The following is an 18,440-nucleotide window of genomic DNA, read 5'->3' on the forward strand; positions in this document are numbered from 1 at the left end:
TGAAAACCCCGTCGGGGTCCAAGCCACCCGGCTTGGTAGGCCGACCGCAAGGAGAGTTGAACTCCCCGGCGGGAACAGGATGATCCAAGAAGCGAAGGCCGGCAGGCCGAAAGGCCGGAGGAAACCGGGAGTTGGGACCTTCACCCGTCTCCCGCATAACTCGCCGGATACGGGCCCTGGTGGCCCGGCCCGAAAGGGCGCCCACGTGGATCAGGTGAGCCTTTGAAGCCACCACTGCAACAACGCTCGAACCGAGGGACAAGTTAGACACCGGAGGGGGAAACATGGAGGTCACAGCATCTGCCGTGACGCCGCCGCCTGCGGTGAACGGACCCGAGGACGGCTCACTCGACTGGCACAGCATCGACTGGGCCACCTGCGAGGAGAACGTACGGCGGCTGAGGCAGAGGATCTTCAAGGCGACGCGGGACGGGGACCTCAAGAAGGTCCGCAACTTGCAGAAGCTCGTGCTGAGAAGCCGCAGCAACACGCTGGTCAGCGTGAAACGGGTGACACAGCAGAGCAGTGGCCGCAAGACCGCTGGCATCGACGGGGAACGAGCCCTCACGCCGAAGGCGAGGGGGGAACTGGCGGCCGAGATCCATCGGTCGTCGAAGCCCTGGAATGCGAGGCCGGTCAAGCGGGTGTTCATCCCCAAGAGCAACGGGAAACAGCGACCACTCGGCATTCCGGTCATCCGTGACCGCGTGCTCCAGGCTCGCGTGAAGAACGCGCTGGAGCCTGAGTGGGAGGCGCGGTTCGAGCCGAGGTCGTACGGCTTCCGGCCCGGCCGCAGCTGTCAGGACGCAATCCAATCGATCTTCTGGACGGTAAAGGGCAAGAACCCGAAACGTCTGTGGGTCCTGGACGCGGACCTGTCGGCGGCATTCGACCGCATCGACCACGACCACCTGATGTCCGCCCTCGGGCAGTTCCCTGCCAGGGACCTGATCCGAGGGTGGCTGAAGGCGGGCGTGATCGACCGCGGCCGGTTCGCACCGACCGATGAGGGAACTCCTCAAGGCGGTGTGATCAGCCCCCTGCTGCTGAACATCGCTCTGCACGGGATGGAACAGGCCGCCGGGTGCCAATACACGGTGCGGGCCGGGCGCGAGCCCGGAGCGATGCCCGGCACCCCGGTGCTGGTGAGGTATGCCGACGATCTCGTCGCGCTCTGCCACGACGAATCGGAAGCACACCAGGTCAAGGCCCAGCTGGAGGACTGGCTGGCGCCGAGAGGTCTTCGCTTCAACGAGGAGAAGACCAAGGTCGTTCACCTCGCCGATGGGTTCGACTTTCTCGGCTTCAACGTCTGCCGGACGAGCCGAAACAAGCTGATCATCAAGCCGAGCACGGCGGCCTGCAAGAGGCTCCGGGCGCGACTGCGGACCGAGGTGAGAGCCCTGCACGGGGCCAACGCCGAGGCTGTGTTGCGCAGGCTGATCCCGATCGTTCGCGGTTGGGCTGCCTACTACCGGGCGGTGGCGTCCTCGACGACGTTCTCGTCGCTGGATCACTACATGTGGCGGCTGACCTTCAAATGGGCCAGGCGCAGCCACCGCAACAAGTCGAGGTACTGGGTCGTGGACCGGTACTTCGGCCAGTTCCACCCGTCCCGGCGAGACCGGTGGGTGTTCGGCGACCGCGACAGCGGCGCCTTCCTGCCCAAGTTCGCCTGGACGGGCATCGTCCGCCATCAACTCGTCAAAGGCGGGGCGTCCCCGGACGACCCCGCGCTGGACGAGTACTGGCGCAACCGCCGCCGGAAGAAGGCGCCGCCGCCGATGGACAAGACCAGTCTCGTCCTGGCGGTCCGGCAGCAGGGGCTGTGTCCCCTCTGCAAACAGGCGCTGATCGTCGGAGCCGAGTACGAACCGGACAGTCCACGTGAGTGGATCAACTGGTTCGCGGCCTCGAAGAAGATGCTCCACAAGCATCACTTCACCTACCGACGAGACGGCGGCACGGACGAGCGGAACAACCTTCGCCTCGTGCACTCCGAATGCCATCGCCAGCACCACGCGGGCGACGGCAAGCGCTCCACATAACCCTGCTGACCTGCGAAGCCCTCGGGGCTTGCTTGAGCCGGATGCGGTTAACGCCGCACGTCCGGTTCTGAGGGGGCCGGGTCACGGCAACGTGACCCGGCTACCCGACCACATTTTTGGCGACACGGAGGGTGTCGGAGGGGGTCAGAGTTCGATGTCCATCCAGTTGAGGCTGTTGAGCTCGACCTTCGAGACGCCGCGGGCGCGGTGGCCGTTGTCCTTGAAGTAGTGCTCGCGCAGGGCGTTGGCGAGCAGTTCTTCCTGTTCGGCTTCGGTGGCTCCGGCGTCGCGCAGCTCGTAGAGGGCCTGGGCGACGCTGCCGGGCATCTTGAGGTTCTCCAGGACCCGGTCGCGGGGGTCGTCGGTGGAGCCGGCGGAGGAGGTGAAGCCGAAGGCGCCGCTGATGTGAAGGGTGAAGCCGTTCTTCTCGGCGGCCTTGCGGGTGCGGTCCTTCACCCTCGGCTGCCACTTCGCCCGGACTTGCTGCTCGACCTTCTTCGCGGCGGCGGGCTTCGGGTTGCCCTTGCCGGTCAGCCAGCGCTGCACGGTGCGCTGGCTGACGCCGAGTTCCTGGGCGAGCTGCTTGGTGGAGCCCTTGGCGCCCTTGAGGAGGAACCGCATCCGGGCGGCGGTGGACTGCGGGATCGGGCGGGTGCGCTCGGCGCGCTCCAGGCCCTCGTCGATCTCCCCCATCGAGGTCTCCTTCCGTGGAGGGTGGCAGTGCGGTGGTGGGCGGCCTGCCCGGCCGCCGGTCGGCGGCCGCTGCTGATGGCCACGGCCGGCCGGGCCTCGCGGCCTGGCCGGCCGGGTGCTACTCGTCGTCGGAGACGACGCCGCCCGGCTTGATGTTGCTGGCCGGGTTCGCCCCGTCCGCGAGCAGTTCGACGATCTCCGCGATCGGCCGGGAGCCCTCGAACTTCACGTGCCCGGGGCTGACGCCGAGGCGCAGCGCGGTAGTGAGGGTGCCGTCCGGCTTGGTGAGGACGTCGAGCGCGCCGGGGCCCGGGGAGGCGAAGACCGCGCAGTCGGACAGCACCGCGAGCGGGCGCAGGCCGGTCTCGCTGTGCATCTTGCGCAGCTTGCGGTGCAGGTTGACGGTGGCGGTGTCGATGACCAGGGCGCGGGTGAGCGGCTCCCAGGTCGGCCGCTCCAGGGCTGCCCAGGGATCGCCCGGCTTGTAGTTGCGCTGGCCCCTGGGGCGCTGGCGGAAGGCGCCGATGGTGGACTTCGCGGTCTGCTTGACGGCGGCCAGGACGGCCAGCTCGGCCGGGTCGCCAGCGCTCTTGAGGGCCGCCATCGCGTCGAGGAACGCGACCGGGTCGCGGTCGGCCAGGTCGAGCGGGATACCGAGAGCGGCCATGGTGTCGACGTACGCCGCCCGGAGGCGCTTGTGCCACGGGTCGAGGTAGGGCCCGTGCTCGTACCGCAGCCACCCCTCGGTCGGCGCCACGTCGAAGCCGAGCTCGATCGCGTACGCCACCTTCACTGTGGAGTACCAGCCGGGGCCGGTGGGCCGCTCACCGTCCTGGGAGAACGGCGAGGGGAGCAGCGGGTCCGTCTCCACGCGGGAGAGGTCCACCAGCCAGGAACCGGGGATGCGCTTGTCGAAGACCGGGTTCAGCTCGTGCACCGCGTCGGACAGGGGCAGGGAGAGCCGGCCCGCCGCCGCCAGGAAGGCGGTGTTGACGTCCAGGCCCACCGCGAACGGTGCCGCGGCTTCCTCGGCGGTGAGCTCGCGGAACCAGTCCCATGCCTCGGTGACCAGCTCCCCGTCGGCCGCGCGGCCCTGGGCGAGCGGGTGGATCGACGGCACCTCCGGCGGCGCCGGCTGCAGCGCCTGCTGCCGGGAGCCCTCCACCGGCCCGGACTTCCAGCCGGCCTCGGTGCGCACCGCCATGGTCGGCGGGCGCAGCGCGGTGACCAGCTCCAGGCCGCTGGAGGCGGTGGAGCCGCGCGGGGTGAGCACCCGCTTGGCGTAGGTGCCGAGGAGGCGGGCCAGGTCGGCGGCGTCGAGGCCGTCAGGGATGGCCCAGCCGCCGGAGCCCAGCGCGTGCCAGGCCGGGATGCACAGCTGCACGCACTGGCGCTTGCCGTCCTCGGGAGTGCGGTAGATCCGCGCCCACGGCCCGAGGCCCCGCTGGGTCAGCATCCACCCCGCCTTCTCCAGAGCCTTCACGGCCTTGTGGGTCTTCGGCAGCTGGCCGAGCCGGGGTACGTACTCGGTCTTCTCGTCGCGGCCGAGCGGCGGCAGGCCGATCTCGGCCAGCGCGGCGTCGGTGATAACGACCAGGGCGTCGCCGTCGCGGCCGTGCCGGTGCAGCCGGGGCGAGCCCAGCTTCACCTCGAGCGCCCACTCCACGACAGCGGCGAGCGTACGCACCGCCGGCGCCGTCTCCGCCACGGTGCCGTCGGCCAGGTAGGCCACCAGGGCCTTGCCGGACGGGGCGACGTCCAGCACCGCGAGCGGCCCGGCCGGGAACCGCGCGGCCGCAGCGGCCTCCCAGTCAGCCGGCCCCTCCGCCGCGGCGGCCTTCTTCGCCGGGGCCTTGCGCGCCCGCGACGACGTCGCCGGACGCGACGACCCGGGACGGCGCGGCGCAGCCGCAGGGGCGGCCTGGCGGGGCGCAGCGACCGGAGCGATCGGCTCGGCCGGGGCCTGCGGGGCGGGCTGCTCCGCGACCGGGACGGCGGCCGCCGACTGTCCGGCCGGGGCGGGCGCGCACCAGCCGCCCATGTGGACCGGGCGGCCCTGGGAGCGGTACGGCGTCGGTCGGCCGCACCGCACGCACGGCGCGGGCGGTCCGGCGATCAGTTCCCCGGCCGGGGTGCGGTCGAGCTCGACCACGGCCTGGTCCTGCTGCTCGCCGCCGAACGCCGCCGGCACCGCGGGTGCCGGGACCGCCGGAGCAGCCGGTGCCGGAACGGGCACCGAGTCCTCGGTCTCGGCCGGGGCGGTGGCGCGCACCAGGCCGGCGGCCTGCGCCCGGCGCAGCCACTCGGTCGGCTCGACCGTGCCGTGCTGGAGTGCCAGCGTCGCCAGGAACCGGATGTACACCTCGCGCTTCGGCGGCCGCGGCTCCGTCGTCCCGGCCTCCCACCGCACGATCGTCTCCCGGCGGGTCTTCAGCGCGGCGGCCAGCTCCTCCTGCGTGTACTCGCCGAGCTTGCGCAGCCGCTCCCGCTCCTCGGGCACCGGCAGGTCGTCCACCGGACGGGGCCGCGCGAGCAGCGCATCGATCGCCGCGAACAGGTCATCACTCACAGGTCCACCTCCGACCAACAGCCTAGCGTGAAAGTCACTTCTGGATCGCACATCTTGGCGCACATTCACCGGATCGAGGCAGCACGCAACCCGCTCCGTTGTCCCGTGACAAATGATCTTGACCGTTTGCCAGATGATCTTGGCGGACAGTAGGTTTCTGCCACTTGATCTTGATCGGTCTTGGGGGCCTCGGTGGCGGTTGCCTCGGAGGAGTCCCGCTTCGACTCGCCGATCAGCGCCACGGATTCCGCCCCGGGGACCTCCGAAAGGCTCTCCAGCAGCAGGAGCCCCGTCGACTCTCCCGCAATGTCCCCCGCTGGGATGCCACCCGTCGAGAGCTCATCAGGCCCATGGCTGCCGATGGTCTGACCACGACAGAGATCTGGGCCCGGATGATGGACGAGCCCAACACCCCGCTCACCTACAGCGGCCTCAACACCTTCCTCACCCAGGGAGCGGTGCGCCCCCGCCCAGGAGTAGGCCAGAAGCGGTCCGCCTCTTGATCACCGGTCGTTAGACTCCCGGCGTTCGGATGCTGCCGGTGGACTGGAAGGCCAAGTCATGGACGACGACCCTCGGGCCGGCTGGCCGCAACGGTGGGCCGGCACGGACTGCGACGTGCGGACGGCTGTGGGCGCGATCCCGCCGGAGACCAAGGACGGGTTCAGGTACGACGAGGTCCCCTGGCGACGGTTCCAGCACTTCTACGGCCCGGGCGAGGAGATCCCCGGCCTGCTCGCCACGCTCGCGTCCCAGGACGCCGAAGCCGCTGACAGGGCCCTGCGGCAGCTCTGGACGAACCTTCACCACCAAGGCAGCACGATCGCGGTGGGAGCACTGGCGGTGCCGTTCCTCCTCCGAATCGCGACAACCGGGCACCCCGGGCTCCGCGCGCGAACGCTTCACCTGGTCGCCGAGATCGGCCGGTGCCAGCACATAGGGGACGGATCGCGCGAAGGCCTGCTCCAGGTCGCCGAGGAGCCGCTGATGGTCGAGGGCAGCACGACGTGCCCGGCGGACTGGACGATCCAAGCCGCCCGCCAGGCCGTCACGGACGACCTGCCCCTCCTGCTCCCGCTTCTCGACGGCCCCGACCCCGAGGTCCGCTCCATGACCGCCTACGTCCTGGCGGCCGCGACCGACGAGATCCCACGCGTCTCCTCGGCCCTGCGGTCCAGGCTGGCCAACGAAGACGACGCGGCGGTCCGGGTGAGCCTGATCCTGGCCATCGCCCAACTCGCCCGCGAACACCACGACGACCACGCTCCCAGATGGGCCCGGGACCTCTGGTCGGACCCGGGACGACCTCCCGAGATCCGCATCGGCGCCGGCCTGGCCTGGCTGTGCCTGGTCACCGACCCCGCACCCGACGAACTCCGCACCCTCCTCACCGACCCCGGCATTCCCCGGTACGACGACCTGCTCCAGTCGGTGCCCTGGCTCACCTGGTGCGACGCCCCCGGATTCGCACTTCGCAGCTGCATCGACGAGATGCTCGCGGCGAAGGTCCCCGCAGCCGTGCCCGACGATCCCTGGGACGGTGGGCCGTCAAACTGACGCACGCAGCAGTCGGCCAGCCCGGACCATGGGGCTTCGGAAGCAGAGTCGTCAAGGCATAGTTGACCGCACGGCCGCACGCTCCTGTTCCAGGCCAGTGTCCGAGGCCGGCGGTACGCTGCCGGGGCCCCGAGAAGGCAGGGGAAGGCCGCCACCTGCGGGTGGCGGCCTTCCGGCATCTCGACTTCGCCGTTCAGTCGAGGTCGGCGGATGCCAGGGCCACCGCGAGCGCCAGGTACGGGACGGCTTCCAGGCATTGCTCGGCCATCATGCCCGGGTCGGACGCCGTGCCCGCGTCGGCCAGCGCCAGCACCCCGGCGCCAGTGGCCGCGTCGACTGCCGCGTCCAGGACCTCGGCCGCGGTGAACTCCCCACCCGCCGCCAACTCGCGCACCAGGACGACGGCCTGCGCGGGGTCGGCACGCCACAGCTCGGCGACCTGGTCACCGGCCCCGGCCAGGTCGATGGCCGCGCCCTGTTCCGCGGTCGGCAGCGGCACGGGCCAGGACGCTCCGGGCTCCTCCACGATCTCCTGGGCCCGCGCCAGCGCCACCCGCGCGGCGCTCGTCCGCCGGGCCTGCTCCCGCTCCCGTGCGACGGCGGCCGGCCACCGGGCGTCGTCCTCGGCCCGGGCCGCATCCAGCAGCGGAGCCACGGTGTGGCCGAGGTAGACGACCGGCAGAGGGTCCACCACGACCGCCTCCTGCCCCGGCGGGGCGTCGGCGACGGGCTGGTACAACGCCTGTGCCGCCGACGCGCACGCCCCGACCGTGGCGGTCAAGGCGGCGATCAGCCGGGCGTGGCGACGTCGGCGAGCGGGCAGGTCCAGACGGGCGGGAGTCGCGGTCACCCCCGCACTATCCCGCGCCGCACCCACCCGAGACGTCCGTTCCCGTGAACACCGTACGGGCGGGCAACACCACTGGTAGGACATGCCGGCGGCACGGCCGAGAACCGGCGGGCGGGTGACGGGCCGCCGGGCGGCGGCCAGCTGTGGGGCGGCCAGGCCCGGTGGCAGGCCAGGGCGGCCCGGCGCAGCGGCGAGCGGGGCAACGGCGGTGGGACGGGCGGCAGCGGGACGGGCGGGACGGCGTCGGCCGGAGCAGGGCCCGTCGTGGTCGGGGTCTACAGGTGCGGGCCGACGCGCAGCACGGTGACCACCACCGTGTTGTCCGGCTCGCTCTGGGCGTGGGCGGTGGGGGTTGTGTCGGTGGGGCCCCAGGTCCAGTGGAGGCGCCAGGCTCCGGCGCCCTGGTCGACGTAGGAGGTCCAGGTGGTGGTGTGCTCATAGCCGGGCAGGCAGGAGTAGCGGTGGGAGCACAGGCCAGGGTGGCGCGGGTCGACTGCCAAGCGTTCCAGGGCACGACGGACCCGGCGCAGCCGGCGGGCGTCGGCGTGGCGGCCCTTCTCCAGGCGGGCCAGGACGCGGGCGGCGGCGGGGGTGTAGTGGAGCGTCGGCATCGACATCTCCTTCAGCGGGATGCATGGGATATGGGAGGAGCCCGCCTCCCTGATGGGTGGCGGGCTCCTGGTGTCCTGGGCGGCCGAAGGGTTCGGCGGCCGCCGCGGTCGGCGAACTCTGTGACGGGGAGGTACTGGGCGGCTGCGCTGGTCCGTTCGCCCCCGATAGCGGCGGGTTGGAGGCAGGCGGTCGTGTCCGCTGACGGGTGACCCGGGCCAAGGCGGGTTCGTTGACCACAGCGACAGCAACAGCGGTAACTGGAGGCGTGCATGGGATCGCGCGAGGAGATGTGGGTGCGGGTGGCCGGGGAGCGGGTCGCGCGGCCTGGGCGCCGGGAGGTGTCGAAGACGACGTCGGTGTACCTGGTCTCGGGCAGCGGCCCGGGCGGGTCGCCGGTGAACCGGCAGGAACGGCGGAAGGCGCAACGGAAGCCGGCGAGCACGGACTTCACAGCGGGCGTCGCCCAGAGTGCCGGGTACGACCACGGCTGACGTGCCGTGCGTGTCCTACAGCTCCTGAGCGTCCCCAGATGGCTCTTGCCGCACCCGCTGCCACCCGTGACCGACCTGGCGCCGCGCCGGTTGCATCGGCATGACGACCTCTGCGCGGACCACGCCAGTGCTGCACACCGGCACCCGAGACGAGACCCTGGCCACCGACGGCGAGGGCCAGGTGCTGCCCGCGCCCGCGTCGGCGGCGCTGCATCGGGCCGCCGACGCGGGCGAGGCGGCCGCCCGGTGGGTGCGCGAGCTGGCCGGCCGCCAGGCCGAGGAGGACCACGCCCAGGCATTGGAGAGGGCGGCCGGGGCGATCGTCCGGGCGAGCAGTCGTGAGGTCGTCCCCGGCGGCGACAGCCTGCTGGCCGAGGAGCTGCGCTACACCCTGGCGGCGGACGTGCTGCTCGGTGCCTCGCACACCACCGGCACCCTGCCCGTACTCCATCCTGGCGAGCGGGTGCCGCTGATCGCCGTCTGCGCGCTCGCCGCCGCTCTCCCGTCCTGTGTCGCGCTCGCCGGCGAGCTGGCCGCCGCCACCGAGGCCGGCCGGAGCGCCACCGCCGCCGGCGCCGCCCGTGCCCGCCCCACCCAGCGGCCCAAGACCCTCGGCTGCGACCACACCGATCCGCTCGACCGCCTCGCCTACCGGGGGGTCTTCGACAGCGTCGCCGAGTCTTTCGAGATCGCCCTGCACTACCAAGGCGACGAGGACGAGCGTGCGCGCGCCCAGGCGCTGCACAACGCGCTCGCCGCCGCCGGAGGCGGCATCGCGGCCGCCGCCCTGCTGCGCGTTGCCGACGATCCCGCGCTCGGCCTCGGCCTAGACCAGTGGGAATACCTGAACCTCGTCGCCGCCGAGCTTGACCTGCGGGTGGTCGAGAACCTGAGCGGAGCGAACGGCGACGACACCACCGACCCCAGGCAGTCGTGACCGGCATGACGACACGTCCGCCCTACCGCCGGGCACGGCGGACGGGCGGCCCCGGCACCGACCGGCGCAGTCGGCGGCCGGACCAAGCGGGCCGCCGGCCGAGGTGACCTGGACGGGCACCTGCACAACGCCGACGCGGCGGCGGGCCGGGCGGCGGCTCGGCAGTAGCGGGGCGGGTCCCGCTCGAGCTGAGCCGAGGGCCCGCGCCGCTACGACTCGGTCTGCAGGAGGCTGGACTGGACTCGCAGGAGGTGCGTCTGGGGGTGGTGGCTCTCGTACAGGGCCAGCAGTTCGTCGTAGCGGCCTGCTTGGTACAGCGACCGAGCTTGCTCGTGTTCGTCCATTCCGCAGGCCATGGCCAGGTCCGCTCCGGCCTTCAGGGCGTGCTTGCGGCTGGGGTAGGTCCAGATGTCCAGTCGGCCCGAGCCGCTGTAGCCGCGGTGGGCCAGTGTCCACACGGCGGCCGCGAGCTCGGTGGTGGTTTCTCCGCTGGGGTGGAAGGTCTGGGAGGCCACGTTCTCGTGGATGAAGGCCTCGCCCAGCTTGCGCGGGTCGAAGTCGTTGTCGCGTACGACGGACAGCTCGCGCTCGCGTCCGTAGGAGGTCAGCTCGACGCGGCCGCCCTCGATCCGGACGGCGCCCACGGCCGCGTAGAGGCGCAGCGCGGCGGCCACGTCGTTGGCCACCATCGACTTCCAGGAGGCCAGGTGTGGCTTCCAGGAGGCCGGGAGCGGGGTTGGGCGTTGTTCCAGTTGGTAGGGGCCTGTGAGTTCGTCCCAGACCGTCTGGGCGGCTTGTGCCTCGGTGAGGGGGCCGGTGCGCAGGCGGCGCCACAGAGCGACCAGGCCGGCGCTGAGGTCGGGCGCTCCCTCGAAGTTGGAGCGCGCGAGGTGCCACCCCTGGCGGATGTCCTGGAGGCGGGGCACGGTGGCGAACAGCGCCTTGCGCAGGGCGTCGGGATTCTCGACCAGGCGGGCCGCGGCGGGGCCGCGGCGCAGTCTGGGGCTGGCGGTGTGGAGGAGGTCGATGCGGTGTGCCCAGGCGAGCAGGTGCTGCGGTTCTCGCGGGTGTGCGGCGGGTTGGGCACTGGTCTGTGTGCCGTCGGTGGCCAGCAGCTCGAGCAGGTCCCGTGCATCGGCGCGGCGAAGCCGGCCGGTGGGAGTCAGCTGCCGCCCCTCGCCGACCCAGTGTGCCAGGGTGAGCATCTGCCTGACCGCTTGCGGGTGTTCGGTGTGCTGTGCCGTCCTGTGGCTGGACGCGGCACAGTGGCGTTCGGTCATGGGCGTGGGCTTCGGCACCGGTGGTCCTTCCTTCTGGCGCGAGGGCGCCCGGGGGCTGGGATGTCCAGCTATGCCAGAACGCGGCGCCGGCACGCCCGAAAGCATCCGAAGTAGGACAGGCGCCAGCTCGGTGTGCTAACGCTCGTGGCCGACGGGATCTGCGGTCCGACGCCCGGTCCCTCTACTCGGTGTGCCCCCGGGTCTGTGGTTTGCGGCTTCCTCACTGCGGTGGTTGGGCGGGTTGTGCCCAGGTGAGCGGCGTCTACCGCAGCGAGGCCGCGTTCATCGCGGACCGCAGCGGTCACCTGCTCCACCACAACACCGCTACCCGGACCGGTGAGGAGAACGGCCGGATCACACGGACCTGGCAGCAGCCGAGCGGGGCGGTGCAGGCCTACCAGCGCGAAGCCACCCGGCCCTGGAACACGGAGGAGAGCGGGCAGTTCACCGGCATCGCGGCCGAGCTCGCCCACGACCGCGAACACCCTCTTGAGCCGGTGCTGCTCTACGGATTGGCCCACGCCGTCCTGCAGGCCGCACCGCACATCGACGACCGCCCCGCCACCGCACCGGTCGCCGCCGTCCTCGCCCACCCGCCCGCGCCGTTCCCCGGCGCCGACGCTGCCGCCGTACGGCATCTCACCCTGACCGTCCAGCACGCAATCGACGAACTCGCGGCCGGGAGCGCCGGGAACTGGACCACCTCCCTGGCGGGAGCGATCGCCCGCATCACCCCGCCGCCTCCCAGTGCCGCACAGCGTCCCGCACGCCCCGTACCGGGCACCCGTCCGCAGGCCCAGAGCCAGCACCCCCGGACCAGGCCACACCGCGGCGCAGGCCCTGTCACGTGACCAGCACGGGGGTTGCCCCTCGCACGTCCCGCACGCGGGCAAAGGGGCGCGCCTCGTTTCGCATGCCCTCACCCGGCTACAGGCTGGGTGAGGACGTGCGAAACGAGGCGCGGACCAGGCCGAGGAGACTACGTCCCGAAAGCGGATGAGCTCACCGTCCTATCGGCGGGCCGCCCTGACTCCCGCGGGCGCAGCGAGCCAGTGAAAGGGGGAAGCGGGCGCTGCTGCCTTCGGGCGCGGCCGACCCCGGCCGGCCGAGGTCGCCTCACCCACCCCACACGGAAGCCGTCCGCGCGGACTGTCAGGGCGAATCCGTCCCGCGGACGGCCGCACCGCCATCGCGGCTTCCGTTCCCGCCCAGCGGGAACCACCGGGCAGGCGTCTTGCAACAGGACAGCCTCGCCATGGGAACTGACTACCGGGCACCCGGTTCAGCGGTTGCCGCGACCCGGGTGAGGCGGCCTTGGCGAACATGAGTTCCGATGCGGATGAGCAGTGGCCCGATTCGGATACGCAGGACGATCGCGAGCTGCGGATCGCCAACTTGCAGGGTCTGGCTCACGCCTGGCCGTACGACGCCGGGGTCCGGTGGGAGCTGGGCTGTGAGCTGATGGGGGCGCAGTGCTGGCAGGAGGCGGCCGGTGTCCTGGCCGAGGCGTGCGAGCTCGCGCCCGACGACGGGGACATCCGCCTGGACCTGGGCCGTGCGCTCGTGTCCCTGTCCTGTTGGGCACAGGCGCACGAGCAGCTGGTCCGGGCGGTCGAGCTGCGCCCGTGGTGCGCACCCACGCGGGCCGAGCTGGGCTATGTGCTGCTGTGGCAGGGACGGATGGAGGAGGCCGGTGCCGCAGGCCGGGCGGCCGTGGCGCGTGACACCGGCAGTGCGCTCGGCCGGCTTGTCCTGGCCGAGGCGCTGCAGGCGCGGCGCCGGGGGACGGCGGCGGCCGTGGTGCACGCCCGGGCCGCGGTGGCGGTGTGGCCGGACTCGGCCTGGGGGCAGGCGGTCCTGGCCGAGGTGCTGCTGGACACGGGGGACTACGCCGGGGCGCGGCGGGCGGCCGGGCGTGCGTACGGGCTGGCCCCCGGCTGGGAGCGGTGTGCCGAGGTGCTGTGCCACGCGCTCGGCGAGGCGCAGGAGTGGCGGGAGGCGGTGCGGACCGCCGAGCGGGCCGTCGGGGAGAACGCGACGCCGTGGACGCTCAACGCGCTGGGCTGGGCTCTGATCGGGCGCGGGCGCCTGTACGGCGCCGAGCAGGCGCTGCGCCGGGCTGTGGCCCTGGGCCCCGGGGTGCGTGTGTGCCGGTGGAACCTGGCCTGGCTGCTGGTGCGGGTCGGCCGGCTGCGGGAGGCCGAGGCCCATCTCGCGTGCCTGCTGCGCAGGGATCCCTTGGACGGTCAGGCGCACGGGCTGTGGGGCTGGATCCACCTGGTGTCGGGACGCCGGGGCCAGGCCCACGAGGAGCTGAGCCTGGCGGTGCGCCTGCTGGGAAGGACGCGAAGTGCCGCACGCGCGCTGCTCCTGCTCGGCGCCCTGGAGCGGGTCCACGACCCGGCGCTGGCGAGGCGGCGCTTCGCGGCCGCCGTCGCGATGAGCGGGCGCGCCGGGTCGCCGGACGTCTACTCCCACCCGTTCGGGACGGGCGAGACACGGGCGCTGGCCCTGGCCGCGCTGGGTGAGAGCGAGCAGGCCCGGCGATGCCTGGAGCAGGCTCTGGCGGTGCGGGACGGGTCGGACCGGTTCGACCCCGTGCTGTACGGGCAGTTCGCGCACCCGCCGCTGCCCGGGCTCGGCGCCCTGGTCGGCCTGTGGCGCGACCTGTGACACGGGCGGCGGGACCGGTCGGGGCGTCAGGGGCCGCATCGGGCGGCCGCAGGGCATGACGAGAGCGAGCGACGCAATGCGGCCCGACTCCCGCACCGCCGCCCGCGGCCCGCGGCCCGCTCGCGGACGACCGCCGTCCACGCCGACCGCGTCCGCGACCGGGACCGCGCCGTCGAGCCGGTGCGGGTGCGGAACAAGAACGCAGCCGACGAACGCCTCCGCAGGGTCGTGGCCAGAGCCAATGTCGCCTGACCGGCCGCTACCCGAACGAGCCGTCGGCGCGGTCGACGAAGCTCTCGCAGCCGTCGTGCTCGAACCGCACCCGCCCGTCGAATGACGAGCCGGGGTTGGTGCACGCCCCGTGGTCCTGGCCGAGTTGCCCGCTCAACGCGATCCAGAAGCAGCATCCTCCGCACTGGGCGTCATACCACTCGTCCCGGTAGTCGGCCTGGGCTGTCGAGCGGTTCAACGACACGAGCCAGCGCGCATGGCACCGGTCGTTGTGATCTTGATCGTCACCCGTCCAGGGCACACCAGCGGCCACTATCGATTCCTTCCCGCCCTGTTTGATCCGAGGGGTCAGCCCCGGAGCTTGCCCATGATCCTCTCACCGAGAAACGGGGCGAAGGTTCTCTGATACGGCACTACGTCGGTGCCGCGGTTCAGCGCTTGTGGACGGCCGTTGACGAGGCGGGTCCGGACGGGTCACGGCACTCCGGTGTGCGGGGACCGGGTCGGCGGTGGCCGGCGGCCGGGCGGTCAGTTTGCGGGCTGGAGGCCGAGCGCGCGGTCCAGGCGCTGCTCCCAGTCGGTGGCGAGGAGGTCGCCGACGCACAGCCCGTGCCCGAACCGGTAGGAAGTCCAACGGGCGGGGCTGATCTCCAGGCCCTCCGCTACCCGCGTGCCCAGTGCGCGTGTCCCGGCTTCCCAGCGCTGCTGAGGCGGCAGCGCCCGCCATTGCTGCACCGCGCGGTCCGGGTCCGGGGCTCCGGCGTAGCCGCAGTCCCAGAGGTGGGGGAACGCGCGGTTGTAGGAGACGACGACGGGGGCGTCGTCTCGCCGACGCAGGAAGGCGGCGACGTCCTCCCAGCCGACCGCCGGCGGGTAGGCCTCGGTGAGCAGTCCCACCTCCACGATGCCGGCCAGCCACGAGCGGTGGGCACCGCCCACCCAGCAGTGGAGCTCGCACTGACCGTGGAGGCGGGCGGCCAGGCGCACCGGGTCGCCGCCGCGTGCGATCGCGCTGTTCAGCAGCAGAGACCAGGTGGACAGCAGCCGCCCTCGGTACTCGACCACCGGCCGGCCGGAGCCGTTGTGCAGCTCGCGAGTGTAGTCCGTGAGCCAGCCGCCGATGCCCCGCCCGGACGGGTCGGGGGCGGGCCGTTGCCGAAGGCGGTTCGTGGCGGGCAGCAGCCCGTACAGGCGGGTGCCGATGTGGCCGGGGACCCTGCCGCGGGCGAGGGTGTCGGCGACCGATTCGTGGACCAGGCCGAGAAGGTGGGGGCGCGGATGGCCGGGCAGGGTCGCGCAGCCGGATGCGTCCTGGAACCGGATGAAGCTCACTCGGGGCGTGTTCCTTCGGTTCGGCGGGCCTTGGGCGGCCGGGGCCGTCCTCGGCCGCGCCCCGGGCCGGGCCGGGGCGCGGCCGTGGCCGGTGCCCGCGCGGGTGGTACGGCGGACTTGGGATGGCGGTGGGGCGGTCCGGCTGCGCTCCCCTCCTGCGCAACGGACCGCCGCCGCTCATGCCAGGCGCAGGCCCGGCCGTCTCTGGCTGCAGGCCTGGCCGACCGGTGCCGGCGGGCGGGCGGTGCGGCGGGCGGGGAGCGGCTGCAGGTGATGGGGGCGCGGCGGCGGCTCGGCCAGGCCGAGCTCGAGAGAGGCGATGGGGACCTCGGGGCGCTGCGTGGGCAGGACGAGGTCGGCGATGGCCAGGATGGCGTCGCACACCTCCCGGCTGCGCAGGTCCAGGACGGTGGGGGGGCTGGCGACGAGGACTCCGCGCACGTCGGTGACGGGGACCCGGATGCGTCTCACGCGGGCGAGGTCCTGCGGCAGCACCCACAGGTCGTCGCCGGTGAGCGGGTAGTGGGTCATGTCGAGCCACCAGCTTCCCGGTGCCATCGCGGCGATGACGCGGCGGGTCTCGTCGTGGATGGCCGGGCTCGGTTCCGCGGCGGCGAACGCGGTCACGAGCACGTGGGTGCCCGTGGCCGGCGGCTGAGCGCCGGTGGGCGGTGCGCTGGTCGTGAAGCCGGCGTCGGCCAGACGGTCGGCGACGCTTCGTGCCACGGATCCGGTGCCTATGACGGTGACGCAATCAGGTCTCATGGTGTCCCCCCGGTTCCGCACGTGCCCTGTGACGTGCGGTTTAGAGACCGTAAGCCGGTCATGAGCACCACGGGAACTGAACGAGCGCACCATCACGGCCGCGGTGGCATGCATGAGCGCACCACGGCGCTACGGTGGGCGTCCGTGCGGCAGCCGTGCGTGCCGGAACGGCTGGACCCCGCCCCCGTGCTGGCATGGGCCGATCAGATCCGGCCATCCGCTCCGCTGGTGATCGACAGTGCCAGGACGACGTCGTGCGCGCCGACCACCCCGGACACGGCCTCCGCGTCCGTGTCGGGCCCGGCGTCCAGGTCGAATGAGGTACCCGTGACCAGGCGGCGCTGCAGCAGGCGCTCGGCGGCCCGCAGGTGTGAGCGGACCGTGGCCGGGTTGACACCCAGGGCCTCGGCGGTGGCCTCGATCGCAGTGTTGGCCCTGACCCAGGCCGTCAGCGTGGCGGTCAGCGGCCGGCGGTCGGTGCGCAGCGGGTGGAGTAGCCGCTCGGCCCACTGGCGCACTTCGTCGGCGCGCAGGATCTCCTCGAGTCCTGCGGGCTCGGCGGGTTCCTCGGGCAGGCGCTCGGCGCGGGCCCGCAGTTCGAGGGCCAGAGCGAGCGCGGAGCGCTGGCGGATGTCCTGCAGGTCGATGCCGAGGATCTTCCCCGCTTCCTTGAGCCGGCGGGCGACCGTGTTGCGGTGGGTGGTGTTGCGGTGGGTGTTTCCCAGGATCCTGGCGGCTGCGGCGGGGGTGAAGTGGAGACCGACGGGCAGGGTCGCCAGGAGGGGTTCGCGGCGCTTGCCCGGCAGGTTCAGCAGGGGTGCGAGGTAGGCGCGGGCCCACGCGTCGGCGCGGGTGTCGAGGATGTGGGAGAGCTGGGCCTCGGCCGCGTAGAGGTGGACGCGCTCGGCGACGCGCTCGGCGACGATCAGGGCTCGGCTGGCGTCGATGTAGGCCTCGTCGGTCTCGGCCAGCTGGCGAGTGCCGCTGCCGCCGAGGTAGCGGTTGGGGGCCTTTCTGGTGACGGCGGTGAGGCCGTCGACGACCTGTTGTTCGGTGCCGCCGTGCGGGACGACGATGATCACCTGGTCGGGGAAGGCGGGGCAGGCGCTGACGAGTGCGCTTCCGGCGACGGCGTCCTGGCAGTCCTGGATGACGGCGGTGCGGTCGGCGTGCCGGGTCCTGAGGATGAAGACGCGGCACTCGTCGGTGTCGAGGACTCCTGGGGACAGACCTTCGACGGTGCGCTGAGCATCGGTCACATGGCCCGTCATCAGCAATTGCAGGACGGCCTGGCGTACGCCTGCCTCCCCGCGCCTGAGGCGGCGCCGTTCGCTGGCGGCGGCTTCGATACTGGCCTGCAGGGCCAGCAGGTCGAGGATGCGCGCGGTGGCGGTGCTGGTCTCGGGCGTGAAGGCGTGGGCGGGGGCGGCGACGGCCAGCACGTGGGCGGGGCCGGGATCGCCAGCGGTGCGGGGGCCGATCGCGAAGAGGCGGATCTGGAGACCGTCGGCGTCCACGGCGGCGGCTCCACGGCCGGTGCGGGCGAGGTCCTCGATCGTCTCCCGGGCGGGCGCCAGCACGTCCGGGGCCGGCGCCGGGGCGCAGGCCGTGGCCGGGCCGGCTGCTCCGAGGACGGCGACGTACGCATCGGTGAAGGAGGCGAGCCAGGCGACCATGCGCTGGGTTCCGTCTGGTCGGCCGAGGTGGTGGGCCTGTTCGAGGAGCCGCTGGTGGAGTTCGGCGGTGCGCATCGCGCGATCGTGGTGCTGTGCGGTGAGCGTGTTGTGGAGCGTCAGCCAGTGGGCGGGGTCGTCGCTGATGGACAGCAGCGGCACCCCGTGCTGTCGCGCCGCGGCGCGCACGGCGGGCGGCGGCAGGGCGCCCGGCGGCAGGGCGACGGCCGCGCCCGCGGCGCCTGAGCGCCTGAGGGCCGTCATTAGCCGGTTCAGCTGCGCGCGCTCCCCCAGCCGGGGATCTTGGTCCTGGACCACCACCAACCGGTGGCGGGTGCCGGAGTCGTCCACCTCGTCGCCCAGGGCCAGGGCGTGGACGCCTTCGAGTGGCTGATCAGCGTCTGTGGCGGCGGCTTCCTCTACAAAAGCCAGCCTGACGTAAGGCAGACTGGTCGCGAATCGCAGCGTGGGCAACCTGACCTCCCCCGGGGTACGGATGCCCCGTGGCCGGGGCACTGCCTGCGCAGCGCCCCTACCGGTCGGACTGCTGGCCCCCCGGCCAGTCTGAGCGGATTCAGAGAACTGCGGGCTGTGATCATAGAAAACTGGTTGAACGCTGACCATACGGTTGAACGTTGGCCATACGGTAGACGGCCCCGCACACAGGCAGCGCCGGCTGCTGCGACTTCCACCAAAGCTCCACCGGATGGCAGGCGATCGTCGAAGGGG

General features: G+C 72.6%; 16 protein-coding genes. 7 read left to right on the forward strand and 9 right to left on the reverse strand.

What is annotated here, in order from left to right; translation table 11 throughout:
* The first annotated feature begins 284 nt into the window (after positions 1-284).
* Positions 285-2,048 (forward strand): group II intron reverse transcriptase/maturase, encoded by a 1,764-nt coding sequence (gene ltrA / locus ABTY61_RS22570; RefSeq protein WP_350506831.1) that lies wholly within the window; start codon positions 285-287, stop codon positions 2,046-2,048.
* Positions 2,049-2,192: 144 nt separating this feature from the next.
* Here ltrA and tpg read toward each other — a convergent pair whose 3' ends face one another.
* Both tpg and tap read right to left on the reverse strand, forming a co-directional pair.
* On the reverse strand, positions 2,193-2,741 hold the full coding sequence (tpg, locus tag ABTY61_RS22575) for a telomere-protecting terminal protein Tpg (RefSeq protein ID WP_350506832.1): 549 nt from the start codon (positions 2,739-2,741) through the stop codon (positions 2,193-2,195).
* Between the two features lie 118 nt (positions 2,742-2,859).
* Positions 2,860-5,310 (reverse strand): telomere-associated protein Tap, encoded by a 2,451-nt coding sequence (gene tap / locus ABTY61_RS22580; protein ID WP_350506833.1) that lies wholly within the window; start codon positions 5,308-5,310, stop codon positions 2,860-2,862.
* A gap of 350 nt (positions 5,311-5,660) precedes the next feature.
* On the opposite strand from tap, the gene ABTY61_RS22585 reads away from it, so the two are divergent.
* Both ABTY61_RS22585 and ABTY61_RS22590 read left to right on the forward strand, forming a co-directional pair.
* Positions 5,661-5,813, forward strand: coding sequence for a hypothetical protein (locus ABTY61_RS22585; protein ID WP_350506834.1), 153 nt, complete (start codon positions 5,661-5,663; stop codon positions 5,811-5,813).
* 58 nt (positions 5,814-5,871) lie between these two features.
* Positions 5,872-6,867: a hypothetical protein gene (locus ABTY61_RS22590; RefSeq protein ID WP_350506835.1), complete on the forward strand. Its 996-nt coding sequence runs from the start codon at positions 5,872-5,874 to the stop codon at positions 6,865-6,867.
* Positions 6,868-7,060: 193 nt separating this feature from the next.
* Here ABTY61_RS22590 and ABTY61_RS22595 read toward each other — a convergent pair whose 3' ends face one another.
* Together ABTY61_RS22595 and ABTY61_RS22600 are read right to left on the reverse strand one after the other, a co-directional pair.
* The gene (locus ABTY61_RS22595; protein WP_350506836.1) at positions 7,061-7,717 is read right to left on the reverse strand and encodes a hypothetical protein; all 657 of its coding nucleotides are present in this window, start codon (positions 7,715-7,717) and stop codon (positions 7,061-7,063) included.
* Positions 7,718-7,992: 275 nt separating this feature from the next.
* Positions 7,993-8,328, reverse strand: a complete 336-nt coding sequence (locus ABTY61_RS22600) for a hypothetical protein (RefSeq protein WP_350506837.1) — start codon at positions 8,326-8,328, stop codon at positions 7,993-7,995.
* Positions 8,329-8,598: 270 nt separating this feature from the next.
* On the opposite strand from ABTY61_RS22600, the gene ABTY61_RS22605 reads away from it, so the two are divergent.
* A complete protein-coding gene (locus ABTY61_RS22605; RefSeq protein ID WP_350506838.1) occupies positions 8,599-8,820 on the forward strand; it encodes a hypothetical protein in 222 nt (73 codons plus the stop codon).
* 100 nt (positions 8,821-8,920) lie between these two features.
* Positions 8,921-9,757, forward strand: coding sequence for a hypothetical protein (locus ABTY61_RS22610; protein WP_350506839.1), 837 nt, complete (start codon positions 8,921-8,923; stop codon positions 9,755-9,757).
* Positions 9,758-9,966: 209 nt separating this feature from the next.
* On the opposite strand, the gene ABTY61_RS22615 is transcribed toward ABTY61_RS22610, so the two are convergent.
* A complete protein-coding gene (locus tag ABTY61_RS22615; protein WP_350506840.1) occupies positions 9,967-10,962 on the reverse strand; it encodes a hypothetical protein in 996 nt (331 codons plus the stop codon).
* Positions 10,963-11,288: 326 nt separating this feature from the next.
* On the opposite strand from ABTY61_RS22615, the gene ABTY61_RS22620 reads away from it, so the two are divergent.
* A complete protein-coding gene (locus ABTY61_RS22620; RefSeq protein ID WP_350506841.1) occupies positions 11,289-11,888 on the forward strand; it encodes a hypothetical protein in 600 nt (199 codons plus the stop codon).
* A 544-nt stretch (positions 11,889-12,432) separates the two neighbouring features.
* The gene (locus tag ABTY61_RS22625; RefSeq protein ID WP_350506842.1) at positions 12,433-13,710 is read left to right on the forward strand and encodes a tetratricopeptide repeat protein; all 1,278 of its coding nucleotides are present in this window, start codon (positions 12,433-12,435) and stop codon (positions 13,708-13,710) included.
* Between the two features lie 259 nt (positions 13,711-13,969).
* On the opposite strand, the gene ABTY61_RS22630 is transcribed toward ABTY61_RS22625, so the two are convergent.
* The 4 genes from ABTY61_RS22630 to ABTY61_RS22645 form a co-directional block, all read right to left on the reverse strand.
* Positions 13,970-14,254 carry a DUF3027 domain-containing protein gene (locus tag ABTY61_RS22630; protein ID WP_350506843.1) on the reverse strand — a complete coding sequence of 95 codons (285 nt, stop codon included), beginning with the start codon at positions 14,252-14,254 and terminating at the stop codon, positions 13,970-13,972.
* Between the two features lie 215 nt (positions 14,255-14,469).
* Entirely contained in the window at positions 14,470-15,273 is an 804-nt protein-coding gene (locus tag ABTY61_RS22635; protein WP_350506844.1) for a hypothetical protein, read from the reverse strand.
* 177 nt (positions 15,274-15,450) lie between these two features.
* Entirely contained in the window at positions 15,451-15,999 is a 549-nt protein-coding gene (locus tag ABTY61_RS22640; RefSeq protein ID WP_350506845.1) for a hypothetical protein, read from the reverse strand.
* A gap of 242 nt (positions 16,000-16,241) precedes the next feature.
* Positions 16,242-18,185: a helix-turn-helix domain-containing protein gene (locus tag ABTY61_RS22645; protein WP_350506846.1), complete on the reverse strand. Its 1,944-nt coding sequence runs from the start codon at positions 18,183-18,185 to the stop codon at positions 16,242-16,244.
* Between the last annotated feature and the right edge of the window lie 255 nt (positions 18,186-18,440).

Source organism: Kitasatospora sp. NPDC096128, assembly GCF_040303105.1.
Taxonomy (GTDB): domain Bacteria; phylum Actinomycetota; class Actinomycetes; order Streptomycetales; family Streptomycetaceae; genus Kitasatospora.